Here is an 18,498-nt window from a genome sequence, read left to right as displayed (position 1 = left end):
GATAAAAAAGCGAAGGCCGGATGACGCGGATGCGAGCATCTCAGGCCACGAGGTGCGCGGGCCGCGCGATTGGGCGGCTGAAGTCCAGGTACGGATCGTCCTCCTGCGCGTCGCCCGGTTCGGTGGGACCATTTGTCCATCCGAATGATCCGCCGGAGTCCCATTGCGGCCGCGCTGGCCATTTGCCGGCAGCCTTCGTCGACGAATTGCTGTCCACAGTCATTGCCGGAGATGGTCTGAACGCACCATGAGCACATCGCAGGACGACCAGATCGACCAACTGGTGCAGGCGCGCTGGCGCGAGATCGGTCTGTCGCAGGCTGATCTCGCCGAGATCCTGTGCGCGGGCGCCTCGCTGCAAAAGAACGGCGTAAGCGGTACGGTGAAAATCGATACCGGCCGTCTGGCGACCGTCGCCGAGATGCTCGGGATCGCCGCCGACATCCTCAATCGGCGGAACGCAACCACCGCGCCGGCACAAGGCGGCGGCCAGACCGCGGAATCGCTGCAGTCGCTGCTCGAACTGCGCATGCTGCGGGTGTTCCGCGAGGTGCAGGACCCCGACACCAAGCGGATCCTGATCGAGCTCGCCGAGCAGATCGTCAAGCGCCAGACCACGCCGCCGCAGACCGGTTAGAGGTTCATCCCGGCCCGCAGAGCGCCGTAGCGAAACCGCCGTCGCCCGCCGCGAAAGGGGCCTTCGCGCATGGTCGCGATGCGTCCATCCCCATTGATGGATCGGCGGAATCCGTGTCTGTGACAGGGGCCGGGGAGATCCATACCGGCCCGGTGATGCCAGCCGGGCAGGCCGCGGCGTCGTGAACCCGGGCCTGTCGCATGTCTGCCTCCGATTCCACCACCACGCCTGCGTCCGGCTCCTGGATCGCCAACCAGCCGTATCTTTTGCTCTGCATCACCGCGATGTGCTGGGCCGGCAATGCGATCGTCGGCCGGCTCGCCGCCGGCCACATTCCGCCGGTGACGCTGTCGTTCCTGCGCTGGTCGGCGGCATTCCTGATCATCCTGCCGTTCGCCTGGAAGCACCTCGCCCGGGACTGGCCCGCGATCCGCAGGAATCTCGGCATCATGATGCTGCTGTCGATCACCGGCATCAGTGCCTTCAACACGCTGCAATACTGGGCGCTCGAGCACACCCAGGCGCTTAACACACTGCTGCTGCAATCGGCGGCGCCGCTCGTGGTCGCACTGTGGTCGCTGATCCTGCTCGGCACGCGGCTGACGCTGGCGCAGTTGCTCGGCGTCTCGCTGTCGCTGTGCGGAGTGCTGGTGATCCTGCTGCATGGCGACCTCACCACGCTGTCGAAGATCGACTTCAACAAGGGCGACCTGATCTTCACCGTCGCGCTGGTGATCTTCGCGCTGTATTCGGTGCTGACCTTGAAGCGGCCCAATATCCACGGCCTGTCGGTCGCGGCCTTCACCTTCGGCTGCGGTGCGCTGTTCCTGGTCCCGTTCTTCATCTGGGAACTCGGCGCGCGTCCGGTGATGCAGCTCACCACCAACAACCTGCTATCGCTGTTCTATGTCGCGGTGTTCCCCTCGACGCTGGCCTATCTGTGCTTCAACCGCGGGGTGCAGCTGATCGGCGCCAACCGCGCCGCGCCGTTCTTCCACATGGTTCCGGTGTTCGGCACCATCATGTCGATCGTGTTCATCGGCGAGCATCCGCAGGCCTTCCATTTCATCGGCTTCGCGCTGGTCTTGGCCGGCGTCTTCGCGGCGTCGCGGAAGCAGCGCGCGTAACTCTCCACTCCCTCTCCCCGCTCTTCGCGGGGAGAGGGTTGGGGTGAGGGGCTCGTTCGGCGACGGCACCGCCAGACGTACTCGCGGAGACTCCCCCTCACCCGGATCGCATCTCCGATGCGATCCGACCTCTCCCCGCAGGCGGGGGGAGGTGAAGAAAGCCTGCGGTGACTATCGGCGGCAAATCCGCTATCTCCTAGGGTCTGCTTTGCGACAGGTCCCAACACATGGCGCGCGCCAGCAATCTCTTGATCGGCACCCTGACGCTGGCCCTGATCGCCGGCTCGCTCGGCGGCTGGCTGGGCTATCAGCGCTATGCCGGCATCAAGCGCATGGTACCGTTCCGTGTCGTGTTCGAGGGCTCGGCGTCGGGCCTGCGCCGCGGCGCCAGCGTCAATTTCGCCGGCGTGCGGATCGGCGAGGTGGTCTCGATCAGGCTCGACCGCCGCCGTGTGGTGGCGATGACGCGGATCGAGGGCAACGCCCCGATCAAGAAGGATACCCAGGTCGGCCTCGAATTCCAGGGCCTGACCGGGATCGCCTCGATCTCCTTCACCGGCGGCACCGACGACGCCGCGGCGCCGCCCGTCGGCGCCGACGGCATTCCTGAGCTGACCGCCGACGCCGAAGGCACGATGGGCATACAGGAGAAGCTGCGCGTCGCGCTGCGCAATGTCGACCGCGTCATCACCGAGAACGAGGCCGACATCAAGGACTCGCTGCTCGGGCTCGAGAACTTCACCAATTCGCTGTCGGGCAATGGCGAGCTGATCGCCGCCTTCATCGACGCCGCCGACGCCGGCGTCAGCGCGGTCGACGACAAGATGACCTCGGCCGACAAGTTCCTGAAGAGTTTTGGCAGCGACAAATATGGCGGCGAGCTGCTGCCGACCGTGATCTCGCTCCGCGAACTGATCCAGAGTTTTGACAAGAAATCCGGCGCCGTGATCGCCGAGACCCGCAAGACACTCATCGACGTCAGCCAGTCCGTCAACAAGTTCAACGAGAAGATTGTCGGTCCAGGGGGCAGGCGCTAACCTGGAAGCTCCAACCAAGAACCAAGAACAACGGAAACGCCAGACGTGCACGACCGGACCGCAGCCCCTTCCCCGCCTCCAGCAACCGTCAACCGCGCCGCTCCCGCCGTGCCGCGGCGCTTGCGGCACTATCTCACACTCGACGATTTCGAGCCGCAGGCCCGCCGGCTGCTGCCGAAATTCCTCTACGGCTACATCTCGGGCGGCGCCGAGACCGACGCGGCCCGCACCGACAATCGCCGGGCGTTCGACGAATACGGCTTCGTGCCGCGGGTGCTGAAGGACGTCTCCGGCCGCGACCAGACCACGACGCTGTTCGGCAAGGCCTACGCCTCGCCGTTCGGGATTCCGCCGATGGGCTCGTCGGCGCTCTGCGCCTATCGCGGCGACATCGTGCTGGCGCGGGCCGCGGCCGCCGCCAACGTCCCGATGATCCTCTCGGCCTCCTCGCTGATCACGCTGGAGGACGTCCGCGCGGCCAATCCTTTGGCTTGGTACCAGGCCTATCTCGCCGGCCTCGACGAACGCATCGAGCCGCTGGTCGATCGCGTCGCGGCGGCCGGCTACGACACCTTCGTCGTCACCGCCGACGTGCCGGTGCCGCCCAACCGCGAGAACAACATCCGCAACGGCTTCCAGGTGCCGCTTGCGATCACGCCGCGGGTGTTCTGGGACACCATCACCCATCCCGACTGGCTGCTGAACACCTGGGCGCGCACCGTGTTCAATCACGGCATGCCACATTTCGAGAACATGGACGCCAAGCAGGGCCCGCCGGTGCTGTCCAAGAACCTGATGCGCAACATCGGCAGCCGCGACCAGCTGGCCTGGAAGCATGTCGAGCTGATCCGCAAGCGCTGGAGCGGCAAGCTGGTGGTCAAGGGGCTGATCTCGCCGGAAGACGCGCGGCTGGCGCGCGAGCACGGCTGCGACGGCGTGATGGTCTCCAATCATGGCGGCCGTCAGCTCGACTACACCGTCTCCGGCTTGCGCACGCTGCCGGAGATCGCGGCGCAGAAGGGCAACATGACCGTGATGGTGGACGGCGGCATCCGCCGCGGCACCGACGTCATCAAGGCCTTGGCGCTCGGTGCAGACTTCGTCTGGGTCGGCCGTCCGTTCCTCTATGCCGCCGTGGTCGCGGGCGAAGCCGGCGTCGCGCGCGCGATCTCGCTGCTGCATGACGAGATCGATCGCGACCTCGCCCTGCTCGGCATCCGGAGCCTGAAGGAGATCACCCCGGACCTGGTGCGGAAGTATTAAGTTCACGCATAGCGCGCTGCGCCCATGCACAGCGCGGTGATCGCGAGCAGCCCGGCCGCGATGCGCTGGGCGAGCGCGAGCCGCGCGCGCGCCGCCGACGGATCGCAGGCGCTGTTGCGCAGCTGCCTGATCGCGCCGCCGCCGACGATGATCTGCACCGCGATTGCGGCCAGCGCCGCGATCGCGCCGCCGGCCAGGATCTTTTCCGACAGCGCGAACGAGCCCTCATGGACCAGGCGCCAGAGCGTCACGCCGGTGATGATCGCGACCGTCGCGGCGCCGATCTGCGGGCCCAGCAGCTTTTCGCCGCCGAGGCCGCCGGTGCGCGCCAAGGTGAAGCTGGAGCCGGCCCAAAACACCGATGACAGGACGTGAAGGGACAGGGCTATGATGAGGGCGATCTGCATGATGTTGCTCCAAAGGGCCTTGGAAATTAGATATACATAATGTATAGTCAATCCGACGAAGGCAAGGCCAGCCGATGCCGCCGCGCAGCTATGTGAGCCCGGCACGTAGCGCAGCCGCCGCCGAGACGCGCGAGCGCGTGATCGAGGCCGCCTCGCGCACCCTGCGTGAGGGCGAGAGCATCGCGCGCTTCTCGCTGGATACGGTGGCGAAGGCGGCCGGCGTGACCCGGCTCACCGTCTACAACCAGTTCGGCTCGCGGCGCGGGCTGCTCGAAGCCGTGTTCGACGAGATCGCCCGTCACGGCGGGCTGCATCAGCTCGCCGACGCCATGACGATGGCCGATCCGCGTGCCGCGCTCGACCGCATGGTCGAGATCTTCTGCGGCTTCTGGAGCCGCGATTCCGCGGTCGCCCGGCTGCACGACGCAATGGCGACCGATCCCGAATTCGCCGAAGCGGTGCGCGAGCGCAACGAACGCCGCCGCCGCGGCGTCACCGCATTGATCGACCGTATCGCGGCCAAAAGCGCGGCGCCGCGGGCCCGCAGGGACGCCGTCGACCTGATCTTCGCGCTGACGAGCTATCCGACCTTCGCCTCGCTGAGCGCGGGACGGTCGCGGGACGAGGTTTGCCGTGTCGTGCAGGCGGCCTGCCGCGCGGCGCTGACGCCACTCGCGCCGCTTTCAGACCCGTCATCCTGAGGCGCTCGCGAAAGCGAGCCTCGAAGGATGAATCGGCCACAGTCGGGCCGTCGACCCTTCGAGACGCGCTTCGCGCTCCTCAGGGTGACGGTGAAGGGCGCCCGCCTTACCCGACCTTGAACTTGCTGTACGCCTCGCGCGTCGCGATGATGACGTGCTGTTCGCAGCCGTTGCGGCGATGTGGGTCGCAGCGGTTTTCGTAGTCGGCAGAGGTCATCATGTCGATGAACGCCGCGACGCTTGGATAGTAGACCAGCGCGAGATAATCCCAGCGCTGGCCGGCAGGCTCTCCCAGCGCGACCGTCTCGGCGTTTCCGGTCCACAGCAGCGTGCCGCCGCGCGCCTTGATCATCGGCACGGTGAGCGCGCTGTAACGCAGGTACGCATCCCAGCCCGAGCCGTCGCCGTCGAACGATCGCTCCCGAAACCGCATCAGATTGACCATAACGACCGGAGCCTGGCGATCCAGCTCGTTCAGGCCTTTGACGTTCAAGAGATCGACACCCATCACCCGCTCCCGCCCAAAGCCTCTTCGGTCCAGCCGCATCGATACGGCCGCAAACATTATGTCACATCGCGGGACTAGCCTGAAATGCCGCCGAGCCCTAAGCTACCCCTGCTCTCGGAGGTCAAGGCCGTGATGACCCTTCCCGAACTTGCAGCCGACGCGCTCGGCAAATTCCTCGGCGAATACATGCAGCGCCGGTTTGGCTCTTCGCAAACCCAGCTGGTGGAGATGGTGCCCTCGATCGCGCGGATCGCGATCGAATGCATCGGCAACAGCGACGCGCTCTATCACAATGTCGAGCACACCATGCTGGTGACGCTGGCCGGCCACGACATCCTGCGCGGCCGCGCGCTGCATTCGCACATGAGCGCCGAGGATTATGCGCATGTCATCATCGCCTGCCTCACCCACGACATCGGCTATGTGCGCGGGCTGTTCCAGGCCGACGACCAGGACGGCTATCTGATCAATGCCGATGGCCGCAAGGTGATCCTGCCGCGCGGCTCGTCGGATGCGGCGCTGATGTCCTATCACGTCGACCGCTCCAAGATCTTCGTGATGGAGCGGATCAAGGGCGTCGCCCAGCTCGACAACGAGCGCATCGCTCGCGCCATCGAGGGCACCCGCTTTCCGCTCACCGCCCCTGATGACGATGAGGATTTCGGCGAAGAGGCCGCCTTGCTGCGCGCCGCCGATCTGATCGGCCAGCTCGGCGACCCCCACTACATCCGCAAGGCCAACGCGCTGTACATCGAGTTCGAGGAGGCCGGGCTCAACCGCCAGCTCGGCTACGATTCGCCGGCCGATCTCGTCGACCTCTATCCGCGCTTCTACTGGGACAGCGCCGCGCCGCATGTGCAGCCGGCGATCCGTCACCTCAACGTCACCTCCAGCGGGCGGCAATGGATCGCCAATCTCTACAGCAACGTGTTTCGCGCCGAGCGCGACATCTCGCTGTCGGGGCCGCAGAAATAGGGAGAAGACCGCGTCTCCGCACCAAGTCGTCATACCCCGCGAAAGCGGGGTATCCAGTACGCCGCGGCCTATCGATTGATCGCTGACGCCTCTGGAATACTGGATCACCCGCCTTCGCGGGTGATGACACGGTGCGCATGGCACCAATCCGCTCTTTCGTCTTGTCGCGGCGGCGGATTCGGGCACAACATCCGCCAGATAATGACCGCTTTGCCCGCACCTGCTACAACCCCACGCCATCAGCCGCTGCACTGGCTCAACAACCAGCCCTATCTGCTGCTCAGCCTGACGTCGCTGTTCTGGGCCGCCAACATCGTGCTGGCGCGGCATGTCGGCAGCCATGTGCCGCCGGTCACGCTGACCACGATCCGCTGGTTCGGCGTATTCCTGATCCTTCTGCCGTTCGCCTGGCCGCATCTGAAGAAGGACTGGCCGAAGCTGCGCAGCGCGCTGCCGCTGATGCTGCTGTTGTCCGCGGTCGGCTTCGCCTTCAACAATGCGATTTCGTACTGGGCGATGCAGTATACCGAGGCGCTGAACGCGCTCTTGATCCAGTCGGCGGGGCCGCTGTTCGTGGCGCTGTGGTCGCTGATCCTGTTCGGCGTGCGGCTGACGCCGGCGCAGCTCGCCGGCATCGCCATCTCGCTGGCCGGCGTGCTGACCATCATCCTGCGCGGCGACTTCTCGGCGCTCGCCAGCATCAGCTTCAACCGGGGCGACATCATGTTCGGCGCCTCGCTAGTGTCGTTCGGGCTGTATTCGGCGCTGATCCCGCGCCGGCCGAAAATCCATCAGCTCTCGCTGATCTCGTTCACCACCTGCTGTGGTGCGATGATGCTGTTGCCGGTGGCGGCCTGGGAATTCGCCAATGGCGTGACGCTGAAGCTCGACGTTCTGACGTTTGCCACGCTGGGCTATACGCTGATCTTCCCGTCGACGCTCGCCTATCTGTTCTTCAACCGCGGCGTCGCGCTGATCGGCCCGAACCGCGCGGCGCCGTTCTTCCATTTGGTGCCGGTGTTCGGCTCGGCGATGGCGATCCTGCTGCTCGGCGAGACGCTGGCGCCGTTCCATTTGATCGGCTACGCGCTGGTGCTCGCCGGCGTCGTGATCGCTTCTCGGCAAGGATCGGCCAAAGGCTCGGCGAAGCGCTAGCTGACGCCGAGGATATGGCTAGAGATTTTCGGTTCTGATTGAATCAGAACCGAAGCTCTAGCTTTTTGTTTTGACGCGTTTTCTTCACGCGAACCGGGGTCCACTTCGCTCGAAAACGCTCTAGCCTGCCTTACGCAAGCCAGCGGATTTGCGTGACGAATGTGGCTTTGCCGCCAGCGTTTCCGTGATGAAGTCGATAAACCGCCTCACCTTGGCCGGCACGTGGTTACGCGAGGCATAATAGACGTAGAGCGGAAAACGCTCGTCGGGCCAGTCCGGAAACAGTTCGATCAGCGCGCCGCTCCTCAGGTGATCGTCGAGCCCGAGATCGATCACCTGCGCGATGCCGAAGCCGGCCAGGCAAGCGCCGAGCTTGGTTCCTGAATCGGTCACGGTGAGCCGCCCGTTGACCGCGACCGGCACGACCTCGCCGCCGCGCCAAAACTCCCAATCGAACGGACGCCCGGTCGCCGCGTCGATTGCCAGGATGCACTGATGGTCGCGGCTCGCCAGCTCCCGCGGATCAAGCGGCCGGCCGTGTCGTTCGAGATAGATCGGCGAGGCCACGGTGAGCACGCGCGCATCGAGTACGCGGCGCGCAATCAGCGCCGACGGCGCCGGCTCGCCGAAGCGCACCGCCAGATCAAAACCGTCGCTGACCAGATCCGCGATCCGGTCGCGGGTCTCGATACGCAGATCCATGCCTGGATTCTGCAGCAGGAACTCGCTCAGCTTCGGCGACAGCACCATGCGGGAGAACAGCGGGTCGACATTGACCCGCAGCCTGCCGCGGACCGCATCGCGCGATTTCGAGGTCTCCGCCGCCGCCTCGCCGATCCCGGCCAGATGCGCCGCAACCCGCTCGTACAGCGCGCGTCCTTCCTCGGTGAGCTCGACGGAGCGGCTCGTGCGGTGAACCAGCCTGGCATCGAGGCGCGCCTCGAGCTTGGCAATCGCCTTGCTGACGCCGGACTGCGTCATGCCGAGCCGTTCAGCCGCCTTGCCGAAGCTGCGCGCGTCCGCAACGGCCGCGAGGATCACAAGCCCGCCGACGAGCCGACCGTCAACTTCGTCCATGTCGATGCCTCTCAGTCATCCATGAGATGACAGCCCAGTCGTAGCACTCCGCCACCGTATCGGCCACTGTCGGCGCAGACCGATCCGGTTCGATCCGGTGAGGCCACCGCCACATCATCCGCTACGGAGATTTTGCCATGAGCGACATCCAGGCCATCGCATCCGCGATCGAAGGATATTTCAACCTGATGTATGACGTCGACGATAGCCGGTTCCGCGACGTCTTCTCCGATGCCTGCATCGTGCACGGCATCCGGGACGGCAAGCACACGGTGCGGTCGGCCGCGGAATTCCGCGACTTCATCGGCAGCCGTCCCTCGCCGGCATCGATGAAATCGCCGCGCGAGGAGGCCATCATCAGCATCGACCAGACCGCGTCCGATCTGGCCATCGCCAAGGTGCGCGTCAGGGCCGGCCAAACCGGCTTCATCGACCATCTCGTGTTTCATCTGATCGACGGCAGGTGGCTCGTCACCACCAAGGCTTTTCACGTCGCGCAGGTGTTCCCGGCGGGATCCTAGCGTCCCCACCCGCGTCCGGGAGTGGCCATGCGGCGAAAGGCTGCTCCCGGCACGGCTTCCGCAGCCATGGCGGCCGGGCTAGCTTCGGCCGCAATGGGCCTGTTCAGGGCCTGCGCGGGGGGACGACGACATGATCATGGGATTGCGACGATACTGGTGCCTGGCGGCCGCAGCCGCCGCCGTGCTCGTGGCGATGTCCGAGACGGCACTTGCCCAGACCTATCCCACCCGCAACATCACGCTGGTGCTGCCGTTCGCCGCCGGTAGCGGCACCGACACCACGACGCGGCTGATTTCCAAGGAGCTCGGGGTTGCGCTCGGCGTCGGCATGGTGATCGACAACCGGGCCGGCGCCAACGGCTCGATCGCGGCGAACTATGTCGCCCGCTCCGCCCCCGACGGTTACACCTTGTTCGTCACCACCAACACGACGCACTCGGCCAATCCGTATCTGCTGAAAACCATGAATTACGATCCGATCAAGGATTTCACGCCGATCGCGCGCACCGGCGACCTGCCCTTCATGCTGGTGATCCATCCTGACATCCCGGCGAACTCCGTCGCCGAGCTGATCGCGCTCGCCAAGAAGGAGCCGGGCAAATACACCTATGCCAGCGGCTCGTCGTCGGCGAGCGTCTCCGGCGCAACCTTCGCCCGCCTCGCCGGCATCGACCTGCTGCACGTGCCCTACAAGAGCTCGCCGCCGGCGCTGACCGACGTGATCGCCGGCCGGATCTCGATGATGTTCATCGATGTCCCGACCGGGCTGCCGCACGTCAACGCCAAGGCACTGAAGCCGCTCGCCGTCACCACCAAGCGGAAATCCGCGCTGCTGCCGGACCTGCCCACCATGGACGAGACCGTGAAGGGTTTCGACATCACCTCCTGGCAGGGCTATCTCGGCCCCGCCAACCTGCCGAAGGATGTCGTCGTCAGGCTGAATGCGGAGATCCGCAAGATCGTCGAGCGGCCTGATATCAAGAACCAGCTCGCCTAGCGCGGCATGGAGGCGTTCTCCGGCACGCCCGAGGAGTTCGAGGCGTTCCTCAAGGAGCAGCTGGTGCTGTGGGAGAAACTGATCGCCGACGCCGGGATCGAGAAGCAGTGAGAAAATGTAGCGTTGCAGAGCGGGGCACACCCTCCGCTTTACTCTCCCGCGAGGCCTGCCATTTCCGTCATCCTGAGGAGCGCGCTCTTGCGCGCGTCTCGAAGGATCGACGGCCACCGGCCGGGCCGTACATCCTTCGAGGCTCGCCCAGCGGTGCAAGTGCACCGCAAGGCTCGCACCTCAGGATGACGGGGATATGGAATTGGGTGGGTTAGAAATTGTAGGGTGGGTTAGCGTAGCGCAACCCACCAACCTTCATCGCGGACCTGCGGTGGGTTACGCCTTCGGCTAACCCACCCTACGCAACTACGCATCCATTAAGCCGCGCGGACCTTCTGCAGGAACTCGTCGACCGCGTTGCGCAGCATGCCGGACTGGGTGTCGAGCTCGCGCGCATTCGACAGCACGTCGCCCGCCGCGGTGCCGGTTGCGGCCGCCGCGGTGGTGACGCCGCCGATATGGGCGGAGATCTCGCTCGAGCCGGCCGCGACCTGCTGGATGTTGCGGGCGATTTCGCGCGTCGCATCGCCCTGCTGGTCGATCGCGGTCGAGATCGAGGCCGTGATCTCGCTCATCTGCGCGATGGTCGCGGTGATGCCGCCGATCGAAGTCACCGCCTCGCCGGTGGAGGCCTGCATCGCGGCGACCTGCGCCGAGATCTCCTCGGTCGCCTTCGCGGTCTGGTTGGCGAGCGCCTTCACCTCGGAGGCGACCACCGCGAAACCGCGGCCGGATTCGCCGGCGCGCGCCGCCTCGATGGTGGCGTTGAGCGCGAGCAGATTGGTCTGCGCGGCGATCGAGTGGATCAGCTTGACCACCTCGCCGATCTTCTCGGCGCCGGTGGAGAGCGCCTGCACGGTGGCATTGGTGCGCTCGGCATCGGCCACCGCCTGGCTTGCGACCTCGCTGGAGCGCGCCACCTGGCGGGAGATCTCGGCAACCGAGCTGGAGAGCTCCTCGGCCGCGGCAGCGACGGTGCCGACATTGTTGGAGGCAGAGTCGGACGCGGCGCCGACGGTCGCGGCACGCGCGCTGGCGTCGCTGGCGGTCGCGGTCATCGACTGCGCCGTGGTCTGCATGCCGGCGGCGGCGGAAGCTACCGTCCGGACGATGCCGTTGACGCTGCGCTCGAAATCGCTGGCAATGTTCTGCATCGCCGAGCGTCGCTCGGTGGCGGCGCGCGCCTGAGTCTCGGCCTCGGCCTGTTCGAGACCGCGGATCCGAACCGCATTGTCCTTGAAGATCTGCACGGTCGCGGCCATGCCGCCGACCTCGTCGCCGCGGCCGACGCCGGGGATATCGCCGTCGAGCTTGCCGTCAGCAATGTCGCGCATGCGGCTGCCGAGCAAATTGAGCGGCCGGGAGATGCTGCGGCCGATCAGCCAGGCGACCGAGCCGGAAATGATGCCGATGCCGAGGATCGCAAGGCCGAGCAGCCACGCGATCGGCCGCATCTTGGCGTCGATATCCTCGAGATAGGCGCCGGTGCCGAGATACATGTCGAAACCGGGAACCGCGACCGCATAGCCGACCTTGCGGATCGGGGTCTCCTGGCCGGGCTTCACATATTCATAGAACAGCAGGATCTCGCCCTTGGACTTCACGCCGTCCATCAATTCCTGCGAGAGCTTGCGGCCGTTGGTCACGACGTCCATGCGGTTGGTTCCGACCTGCTTCGGATCGGGCGCCAGCACCGTGATGCCGTTGTAGTCGGTGCCGAACAGATAGCCGGCGCCGTTGTCATAGGTCATGGTGTTGGCGCGCTTGCCGAACTCTGCGAGCGCCGCCTCCTTGGTCATCTTGCCGGCATCGACATCCTTCTTCAGGCCCGCCGCCATGTTCTTCGCCATCTCGACCATGGCCTTGGCCTGGTCGATGCGCGCATTCGTCATCTCACGCTGCATCAGATTGATCGCGAGGATGCCGGCAGTGCACAGGCCAATCAGGGCCACCCCCACCAGAATGCCGAGCTTGGGGGTGATCTTCATATTTGACAGCTTCACGGGGGTCTCCAGGAGGCGGGGAACGCGACGCGATTGGCGGATTGATTCGGTTCACCGTAATGTGAGACCCTTTACCCGATGGTTACGGAGGTTCCCCGTAGAAGCCCGGAGAATCGGGCCGCGGACCAACCGGCAATTGTAGAGGGAATGGCGCAGCTCGCGTACAAGTATGGGAAAGCGGTGACGCAAGCCGCGCTCCAAGAAGCAACAAGACCAAGAAGCAAGATCAAGAACCGAACCAGCAAGAAGCAAGAACAGAAGACCTCACATCGGGAGCAGACAATGTCGAAATTCAGGGTGCTGACGCCGAAGGGCGCGAGCTTCACGGTCGCCGGCGGCGGCTACGATTATGAGCGCGAGGCGCTCGATCCGATCGGCGCCGAGATCGTCGAGGCGCCGGCCAACGAGGCCGAATTCATCGCCGCGGCACGGACCGCGGACGCGATCTACGCCAAGGGCATGCCGATCACGAAAACGGTCATCGACGCGCTGGAAAACTGCAAGGTGATCACGCTCGGCAGCGTCGGCGTCGACTCGGTCGACGTCAAGGCCGCGACCGCGCGCGGCATCCCCGTCACCAACATCCCCGACACCTTCATCGAGGAGGTCGCCGACCACGCCATGATGCTGCTGCTCGCAGGCTTCCGCCGCCTGATCGAGCAGGACAAGATGGTGCGCAGCGGCCGCTGGGCCGAGGGCCGCCCGGCGCTGTTGAAGATTCCGCGGCTGATGGGCCAGACCCTCGGCTTCATCTCGTTCGGCCGGGTCGCCCGCGCGGTGGCCAAGCGCGCCGCGCCGTTCGGCCTCAGGATGATGGCCTACGATCCCTTCATCCAGGAAACGCTGATGTACGACCACGGCGTGATCCCCTCGACGCTGTCGGAGGTGCTGTCGCAGTCGGATTTCGTCTCGATGCACGCCCCGGCGCGGCCCGAAGTGCACCACATGCTGACCGAGAAGCATTTTCGCCAGATGAAAAAATCGGCCGTCTTCATCAACACCGGCCGCGGCGCCACCGTCGACGAGGAATCGCTGATCAAGGCGCTGCAGGAGGGTTGGATCGCCCACGCCGCGCTCGACGTGCTGGAAAAGGAGCCGCCGTCGCACAACAATCCGATGCTCGGGATGGACAATGTTACCTTGACCGCCCATGTCGCCTCGGCGTCGGCACGTTTTGACGAAGCGCGCAAGCGCCGGGTGGGCTACGAATTGTCACTAGTGCTCCAAGGCATGTGGCCGGTAAGCTGCGTCAACCCGTCGGTGCTGCAAAACACCGCGTTGCGCCGCTGGCAGCCCGTCAGCATGGATCGCGGTCCGAACAGCTAGGCGGGAATGCGTTCTTCGCACGAGGGCCCGTCTCGCTGACGATACGGGCCCTTCGTGTGGCGGGCGCCGAGACAACAAGATCCTTCACCGGCGGCCAAACGCCGGGAAGACACAACAAGAATGGGAGTGCGAACGACATGAAGTACGAGATCACGCGCCGCGACGCGCTGGCGCTGGGGGCGTCCGCAGCGGCACTGGCAGTCACCGGCGCATCGGCGCAGGAGGCGTCGAAGGTCAAGGCTGCCGACGTGGCGGCGCCGTCGCTGCCGATCGAAAAGGGTGCGACCTTGCGCATGCTGCGGCCGGTGCGCTTCGTGCAGGCCGACGAGGACGTGTTCCGCGCCAATGCCAAGCGCTTCACCGACAAGACCGGCGTCGAGGTCAAGGTCGACTTCGTCGGCTGGGAGGACATCAACCAGCAGACCGCGGTGACCTCGAACTCCGGCGCCGGCCCCGACATCATCATCGGCTTCGGCGACGCGCCGCACATCTATATCGACAAGCTGATCGAGCTGACCGACATCGCCGACTATCTCGACAAGCGCTACGGCGGATGGCTGACGCTGGCGCGCCGCTACGGCATGCGCTCGAAGTCGAAGAGCTGGGTCGGCCTGCCGTTCGGCGCCTCGGGCGGCCCGCTGGTCTACCGCAAGTCGCTGGTCAATGCGGCCGGCTTCGACAAGGTACCGGAAGACCATGCCGGCATCCTCGAGCTCTGCAAGAAGCTGAAAGCGGCCGGCAAGCCGGCAGGCTTCGCGCTCGGCAACGCGGTCGGCGACGGCAACGGCTTCGCCAACTGGCTGTTGTGGTCGCACAACGCCGCGCTGCTCGATGATGAAGGCAATATCATCATCAACAGCAAGGAGACGATCGCCGCGCTGAAGTATCTGAAGGAACTCTATCCGAACTTCATCGCCGGCACGCCGTCCTGGAACGACGTCTCCAACAACCGCGCCTACTCGTCGCAGGAAATCGGCCTGACCGCCAACGGCGTCTCGCTGTACTTCTCGCTGAAGAACGATCCCGCGACCAAGGCGGTCGCCGACGACACCCAGCATCAGTTCCTGCCCAAGGGACTCGCACCGGTCTCCCCGATGTCGGGCCTGACGCTGAATGCGATGGCGTTCAAGCACAGCCCCTATCCCAACGCGGCGAAGGCCTTCCTGCAGTTCATGCTGGAGCACGAGCAGTACGAGCCGTGGCTCAACGCCAACTCCGGCTACTGGTCGCAGCCGCTCGCGGCCTACGCCGATGCGGCGGTGTGGTCGGGCGATCCCAAGGTCGCGATCTTCAAGGACACCATGAAGAGCCCCTATTACAACGGCTACAAGGGGCCGATCTCAACCGCGACCGGCGCCGTCAACGCCGACTATGTGCTGGTGCAGATGTGTGCCGCGGTGGCGACCGACGCCGCAACGCCGGAAGCCGCCGCCGCGGAAGCCGAGCAGCGCGCCAAGCGGTACTTCCGGCGGCAAGGCCGGTAACGCCGAACCGAGCAGCCGTCATTGCGAGGAGCGATTGACGGCGTCATTCCGGGGCGATGCGCAGCATCGAACCCGGAATCTCAAGATTCCGGGTCTGGTGCTGACGCACCATCCCGGAATGACCTTGAAAGTCAGACCGGGAAAAGGATCTGATGTCTGTAACGACGCTACCTTCACGCGGACACGCGCTGCACCAGCCGGGCTGGCTGGCGCGCCTGTTCGACTACAAGCCGTTCCTGATCGTGATGTGCCTTGCGCCCGCGATCGGCCTGCTATTGGTGTTCCTCACCTATCCGCTGGGCCTCGGCATCTGGCTCGCCTTCACCGACACCACGATCGGCCAGCGCGGCGTCTATATCGGGCTGGAGAATTTCCAGTACCTGCTCAAGGATCCGCTGTGGTGGAACGCGGTGTTCTACTCGGTCTTCTACACCGCGATCGCAACCTTCGGGAAATTCGCGCTCGGCTTCTGGCTGGCGCTGCTGCTCAACAACCATTTCCCGTTCAAGAGCCTGATCCGCGCCATCGTGCTGCTGCCGTGGATCGTGCCGACGGTGCTCTCGGCGCTGGCGTTCTGGTGGATCTACGATCCGCAGTTCTCGATCATCTCCTATCTGCTGGTCGACGTGCTGCATCTGCGCTCCAGCAATGTCGACTTCCTCGGCTCGCCCTGGCCGGCGCGGTTCTCGCTGATCGCGGCCAATATCTGGCGCGGCATCCCGTTCGTCGCGATCTCGCTCCTGGCCGGGCTGCAGACTATTTCGCCTTCGCTCTATGAAGCCGCGATGCTCGACGGCGCCACCGCCTGGCAGCGCTTCCGCTACATCACCTTCCCGATGATGATGCCGATTCTCGCGATCGTGATGACGTTCTCGATCATCTTCACTTTCACCGATTTCCAGCTGGTCTACGCCATCACCCGCGGCGGCCCGGTCAACTCGACCCATTTGCTCGCGACCTTGGCGTTCCAGCGCGGCATCGCCGGCGGCGAGCTCGGCGAGGGTGCCGCGATCGCGGTGTCGATGATCCCGTTCCTCGTGTTCGCGACGTTGTTCAGCTACTTCGGCCTCGCGCGCCGCAAATGGCAGCAGGGAGAAGCCAATGACTGACCAAAACGTTCAAGTATTGGCCCAATCCTCCAACGTCGCCAGCGCGACGCCCGATACGATGGCGTGGGACTCCCGCGCCCGGCGCGTGGTGATGATCTATCTGCCGCTCGCCTGCTTCATCCTGATCCTGCTGTTCCCGTTCTACTGGATGGCGATCACCTCGTTCAAACCGAACGCGGAGCTTCTGAACTACAAGGAGCACAACCCGTTTTGGATCACCTCGCCGACGCTCGCGCATCTCAAGCATCTGCTGTTCGACACCTCGTATCCGCGCTGGCTGAAGACCACCATGCTGGTCGCGATCGGCTCGACTTTCCTGTCGCTGTTCGCTTCCACGCTCGCCGCCTACGCGATCGAGCGGCTGCGCTTCCGCGGCAGCCCCTATGTCGGCCTCGGCATCTACCTTGCCTATCTGGTGCCGCCGTCGATCCTGTTCATTCCGCTTGCCACCGTGATCGTGCAGTTCGGCCTGTTCGACTCGCCGTTGGCGCTGATCCTGGTCTATCCGACCTTCCTGGTGCCGTTCTGCACCTGGCTTCTGATCGGTTATTTCAAGTCGATCCCCTATGAGCTCGAGGAATGCGCGCTGGTCGACGGCGCGACGCGGCTGCAGATCCTGTGGCGGATCACGCTGCCGCTCGCAGTGCCCGGCCTGATCTCGGCCGGCATCTTCTCCTTCACGCTGTCGTGGAACGAGTTCATCTACGCGCTCGCCTTTATCCAGAGCGGCGCCAACAAGACGGTGCCGGTCGCGATCCTGACCGAGCTCGTCACCGGCGACGTCTACCAATGGGGCGCGCTGATGGCGGGCTCGCTGCTCGGCTCGCTGCCAGTCGCGCTGTTCTACTCGCTGTTCGTCGACTACTACGTGTCGTCGCTGACGGGGGCGGTGAAGGAGTAGCGGGGCGCGCAACACTATCCCCGTCATCCTGAGGTGCGAGCGGAGCGAGCCTCGAAGGATGCACGGCCCCGCTGGTGGCCGTCGATCCTTCGAGAGGCGCGTTCCGCGCTCCTCAGGATGACGGGGATAGGCTGGTGCGTGGATTGGCGTTGCCTGCACTACCGCGGCGCGAACGCGACCGGCACGCTGAAACCCATCGAGCCCTGCGTGATCTCGGACGGGAACGCCGGAAACGGCTGGGCCTGGCGGATCATCGCCAGTGCCCGCGCGTCGAAGGTCGGATTGCCGGAGGAGCCGCCGAGATGGCTCGACAGCACCTGCCCGCCGCGGCCGAGCGTGAACACCAGCCGGACCACGCCGCGCTGGCCGTTGCCACCGGCCGGATAGGAGTGGAAACGCAACAGATGCGCGCGGACCCGTGCGTTGTACGCCGCGAGTGCCGATGCCGCAGCGCCTGCGCTGATCGCGGACGCCGTCGGCGCCTGGCGCTCGGCCCGGCTCGGCGCGCTGGTGCGCGGCGCCGGCGTCGCCTCGGACGGCTTCTTGGCCTCGCGGCGCACGACCTTCGGCTTGATCGGCTCGGGCTTGTGTTCGGGAACGACTTTGGCGGGCTCGGGCTTGGGCGGCGTGACCTGCTGCTTCTGCTCCGGCGGCGCGGCGACGTCAGGCTTCTCCTGCAGCGGCGTCGGTACGATCTCCTGCTGCACAGCCTGCGCGGCGGCAGGCTCCGGCGGCGAAGCATCGGCCTCCTGCATCGCCGGCCCCGGCGGCAGCTCAGTGTCGGAAATCTGGGGCGAAGAGGTGATCGGCGTCAAGTCGACCAGCACCGTGGGCACGGCAACGCCCGGCGGCGGCGCCGAGACCCAGTTCATGCCGAGCGCGAGCAGGGCGGCATGTGCCGCCAGGATCGCGGCCGCCGACAGGCCCCAGCGCCGCAGCCGGACTTCGCCACCCGTATCATGAAGGGCATAGGCGTTCATGACGCTCGCCCCGTTCCGCAGAGGCGTGCCCTCTCCCGCTTGCGGGGGAGGGTTAGGGTGGGGGTCTCACCGCGAGTCGGACCGATGATGTGGAGAGAGCCCCCACCCGCATCGCATCTTCGATGCGCTGCGACCTCCCCCGCAAGCGGGAGAGGTGAACCGAGTCCCTGGCGCACCGC

The 18,498-nt window shown here is 65.5% G+C and carries 17 protein-coding genes and 1 pseudogene; 13 read left to right on the top strand and 5 right to left on the bottom strand.

Annotated features, from left to right (window positions below; all coding sequences use genetic code 11):
• Positions 1-247: 247 nt before the first annotated feature.
• The 4 genes from WDM24_RS08415 (at position 248) to WDM24_RS08400 (ending at position 4,064) form a co-directional block, all read left to right on the top strand.
• Positions 248-637, top strand: coding sequence for a hypothetical protein (locus WDM24_RS08415; RefSeq protein ID WP_338830836.1), 390 nt, complete (start codon positions 248-250; stop codon positions 635-637).
• A gap of 200 nt (positions 638-837) precedes the next feature.
• On the top strand, positions 838-1,764 hold the full coding sequence (locus WDM24_RS08410) for a DMT family transporter (protein WP_338830835.1): 927 nt from the start codon (positions 838-840) through the stop codon (positions 1,762-1,764).
• Positions 1,765-1,991: 227 nt separating this feature from the next.
• Positions 1,992-2,801 (top strand): MlaD family protein, encoded by an 810-nt coding sequence (locus tag WDM24_RS08405; RefSeq protein ID WP_338830833.1) that lies wholly within the window; start codon positions 1,992-1,994, stop codon positions 2,799-2,801.
• A 108-nt stretch (positions 2,802-2,909) separates the two neighbouring features.
• Positions 2,910-4,064, top strand: a complete 1,155-nt coding sequence (locus WDM24_RS08400) for an alpha-hydroxy acid oxidase (RefSeq protein WP_414645750.1) — start codon at positions 2,910-2,912, stop codon at positions 4,062-4,064.
• 2 nt (positions 4,065-4,066) lie between these two features.
• Here the strand turns inward: WDM24_RS08400 and WDM24_RS08395 are convergent, their stop codons facing one another.
• Complete coding sequence (locus tag WDM24_RS08395; protein ID WP_338830831.1) at positions 4,067-4,471, bottom strand: hypothetical protein; 405 nt, start codon at positions 4,469-4,471, stop codon at positions 4,067-4,069.
• Positions 4,472-4,545: 74 nt separating this feature from the next.
• Here WDM24_RS08395 and WDM24_RS08390 point away from each other — a divergent pair, with 74 nt between their 5' ends.
• Positions 4,546-5,172: a TetR/AcrR family transcriptional regulator gene (locus tag WDM24_RS08390; RefSeq protein WP_338830830.1), complete on the top strand. Its 627-nt coding sequence runs from the start codon at positions 4,546-4,548 to the stop codon at positions 5,170-5,172.
• A gap of 106 nt (positions 5,173-5,278) precedes the next feature.
• Here the strand turns inward: WDM24_RS08390 and WDM24_RS08385 are convergent, their stop codons facing one another.
• Complete coding sequence (locus WDM24_RS08385; protein ID WP_338830829.1) at positions 5,279-5,680, bottom strand: DUF1330 domain-containing protein; 402 nt, start codon at positions 5,678-5,680, stop codon at positions 5,279-5,281.
• Between the two features lie 129 nt (positions 5,681-5,809).
• Between WDM24_RS08385 and WDM24_RS08380 the strand changes: the two genes are divergently transcribed.
• Positions 5,810-6,655, top strand: coding sequence for a metal-dependent phosphohydrolase (locus tag WDM24_RS08380; RefSeq protein WP_338832349.1), 846 nt, complete (start codon positions 5,810-5,812; stop codon positions 6,653-6,655).
• Positions 6,656-6,856: 201 nt separating this feature from the next.
• Positions 6,857-7,810, top strand: coding sequence for a DMT family transporter (locus WDM24_RS08375; RefSeq protein ID WP_338830828.1), 954 nt, complete (start codon positions 6,857-6,859; stop codon positions 7,808-7,810).
• 120 nt (positions 7,811-7,930) lie between these two features.
• Here the strand turns inward: WDM24_RS08375 and WDM24_RS08370 are convergent, their stop codons facing one another.
• Positions 7,931-8,887, bottom strand: coding sequence for a LysR family transcriptional regulator (locus tag WDM24_RS08370; RefSeq protein ID WP_338830827.1), 957 nt, complete (start codon positions 8,885-8,887; stop codon positions 7,931-7,933).
• 137 nt (positions 8,888-9,024) lie between these two features.
• Here WDM24_RS08370 and WDM24_RS08365 point away from each other — a divergent pair, with 137 nt between their 5' ends.
• Positions 9,025-9,408 (top strand): nuclear transport factor 2 family protein, encoded by a 384-nt coding sequence (locus tag WDM24_RS08365; RefSeq protein WP_166302977.1) that lies wholly within the window; start codon positions 9,025-9,027, stop codon positions 9,406-9,408.
• A gap of 130 nt (positions 9,409-9,538) precedes the next feature.
• Positions 9,539-10,516: pseudogene (locus WDM24_RS08360) on the top strand (Bug family tripartite tricarboxylate transporter substrate binding protein).
• Positions 10,517-10,833: 317 nt separating this feature from the next.
• Here the strand turns inward: WDM24_RS08360 and WDM24_RS08355 are convergent.
• A complete protein-coding gene (locus tag WDM24_RS08355; RefSeq protein WP_338696538.1) occupies positions 10,834-12,519 on the bottom strand; it encodes a methyl-accepting chemotaxis protein in 1,686 nt (561 codons plus the stop codon).
• 282 nt (positions 12,520-12,801) lie between these two features.
• Here WDM24_RS08355 and WDM24_RS08350 point away from each other — a divergent pair, with 282 nt between their 5' ends.
• The 4 genes from WDM24_RS08350 to WDM24_RS08335 all read left to right on the top strand — a co-directional run bounded on the left by WDM24_RS08350 (position 12,802) and on the right by WDM24_RS08335 (position 17,339).
• Entirely contained in the window at positions 12,802-13,845 is a 1,044-nt protein-coding gene (locus tag WDM24_RS08350; RefSeq protein ID WP_338830826.1) for a C-terminal binding protein, read from the top strand.
• A 137-nt stretch (positions 13,846-13,982) separates the two neighbouring features.
• A complete protein-coding gene (locus WDM24_RS08345; RefSeq protein ID WP_338830825.1) occupies positions 13,983-15,329 on the top strand; it encodes an ABC transporter substrate-binding protein in 1,347 nt (448 codons plus the stop codon).
• A gap of 152 nt (positions 15,330-15,481) precedes the next feature.
• Positions 15,482-16,438, top strand: a complete 957-nt coding sequence (locus tag WDM24_RS08340; protein ID WP_338830824.1) for a sugar ABC transporter permease — start codon at positions 15,482-15,484, stop codon at positions 16,436-16,438.
• A gap of 58 nt (positions 16,439-16,496) precedes the next feature.
• A complete protein-coding gene (locus WDM24_RS08335; protein WP_371261142.1) occupies positions 16,497-17,339 on the top strand; it encodes a carbohydrate ABC transporter permease in 843 nt (280 codons plus the stop codon).
• 158 nt (positions 17,340-17,497) lie between these two features.
• Here WDM24_RS08335 and WDM24_RS08330 read toward each other — a convergent pair whose 3' ends face one another.
• The gene (locus WDM24_RS08330; protein ID WP_338830822.1) at positions 17,498-18,319 is read right to left on the bottom strand and encodes a TonB family protein; all 822 of its coding nucleotides are present in this window, start codon (positions 18,317-18,319) and stop codon (positions 17,498-17,500) included.
• Between the last annotated feature and the right edge of the window lie 179 nt (positions 18,320-18,498).

The organism is Bradyrhizobium sp. 27S5, assembly GCF_037217225.1.
Taxonomy (GTDB): domain Bacteria; phylum Pseudomonadota; class Alphaproteobacteria; order Rhizobiales; family Xanthobacteraceae; genus Bradyrhizobium; species Bradyrhizobium septentrionale.
The sequence above is the reverse complement of the archived record's forward strand: the minus strand, read 5'-3'. Positions and strand labels throughout refer to the sequence as shown.